Source organism: Saccharopolyspora sp. NPDC045839, assembly GCF_056431645.1.
This window is the reverse complement of record NZ_JBWKKH010000075.1, coordinates 1-1,919: the sequence shown is the minus strand read 5'-3', so window position 1 is coordinate 1,919 and position 1,919 is coordinate 1. Positions and strand designations below refer to the sequence as shown.

The window sequence follows — 1,919 nt, the reverse complement described above, 5'->3', positions numbered from 1 at the left end:
CGCCGTCCCAGGAGTTCGCGGCGCAGGCCAACGCCACGTCGGCACTGTACGAGGAAGCCTCGGCCGATCGGGAGGCGTTCTGGGCGAAGCAAGCCGAGCGGCTGGCCTGGGACACCAAGTGGGACCAGGTCCTGGACTGGTCGAACGCGCCGTTCGCCAAGTGGTTCGTGGGCGGCAAGCTGAACGTGGCCTACAACTGCGTGGACCGCCACGTCGAGGCGGGCAACGGCGACCGGGTCGCGATCTACTGGGAGGGCGAGCCCGGGGATTCCCGCGAGATCACCTACGCCGAGCTGCAGCGCGAGGTCTCCCGCACCGCCAACGCGCTGGCGGCGCTGGGCGTGGGCGCCGGGGACCGGGTCGCGATCTACCTGCCGATGCTGCCCGAAGCGATCTTCTCGATGCTGGCCTGCGCCCGGCTCGGCGCCATGCACAGCGTGGTCTTCGGCGGGTTCTCCTCGGAGGCGCTGCGCACCCGGATCAACGACGCCGAGGCCAAGGTCGTCATCACCTCCGACGGCCAGTACCGGCGCGGCAAGCCCATGCCGCTGAAAGCAGGCGTCGACGAGGCCGTCGCGGAGACCCCCAGCGTCCAGCACGTGGTCGTGGTGCGCCGCACCGGCGGCGAGGTGGCCTGGGACGACTCGCGCGACAAGTGGTGGGACGACGTCGTCGCCGGCCAGCCGGACGTGCACGCGCCGGAAGCCTTCGACGCCGAGAACCCGCTGTTCATCCTCTACACCTCGGGCACCACCGGACGCCCCAAGGGCATCCTGCACACCTCCGGCGGCTACCTCACCCAGGTCGCCTACACGCACCACAACGTCTTCGACCTCAAGCCCGAGTCGGACGTGTTCTGGTGCACCGCGGACATCGGCTGGGTCACCGGCCACAGCTACATCGTCTACGGCCCACTGGCCAACGGGGCGACGCAGGTCGTCTACGAGGGCACCCCCAACGCGCCGCACGAGGGCCGGCACTGGGAAGTCGTGCAGAAGTACGGCGTGACGATCTACTACACCGCCCCGACGACCATCCGCACCTTCATGAAGTGGGGCGCGGAGATCCCCGCCAACTACGACCTGTCCTCCCTGCGCCTGCTGGGGTCGGTCGGCGAGCCGATCAACCCCGAGGCCTGGATCTGGTACCGCAAGAACATCGGCGGCGACCGCACGCCGATCGTGGACACCTGGTGGCAGACCGAGACCGGCGCGATCATGATCTCACCGCTGCCCGGCGTCACCGCCGCCAAACCCGGCTCCGCGCAGCGGCCGCTGCCCGGCATCTCGGCCAAGGTCGTCGACGAGACCGGCGCCCAGGTCGGCAACGGCGGCGGCGGGCTGCTGGTCCTCGACCAGCCGTGGCCATCGATGCTGCGCGGCATCTGGGGCGACGACGAGCGCTACCGCGACACCTACTGGTCGAAGTTCGCCGACCTGGGCTTCTACTTCGCCGGTGACGGCGCCAAGTACGACGACGACGGCGACATCTGGCTGCTGGGCCGGGTGGACGACGTCATGAACGTCTCCGGGCACCGCATCTCCACCACCGAGGTCGAGTCCGCCCTGGTGTCGCACCCCAACGTCGCCGAGGCCGCCGTGGTCGGGGCCTCCGACGCCACCACCGGTCAGGGCATCGTCGCGTTCGTGATCCTGCGCGGCGGCACCGACGACACCGCCAGCGGCGAGGCCGCGCTCAAGGAGCTGCGCGAGCACGTCTCCCACGAGATCGGCCCGATCGCCAAGCCCCGCCAGATCATGGTCGTGCCCGAACTGCCCAAAACGCGCTCCGGCAAGATCATGCGGCGGCTGCTGCGCGACGTCGCGGAGAACCGCGAGGTCGGCGACGTCACCACACTCGCCGACTCGTCCGTCATGTCACTGATCTCCAAAGGCCTGAACAAGTCCAGCGACGACTGA

At 69.7% G+C, this 1,919-nt stretch carries 1 protein-coding gene; it reads left to right on the top strand.

All coding sequences use genetic code 11. From position 1 onward, the window contains the following. Positions 1-1,919, top strand: a 1,919-nt coding sequence (gene acs / locus AC07EQ_RS43345) for an acetate--CoA ligase (protein WP_478393610.1), incomplete at its 5' end; no start/stop codon positions are given.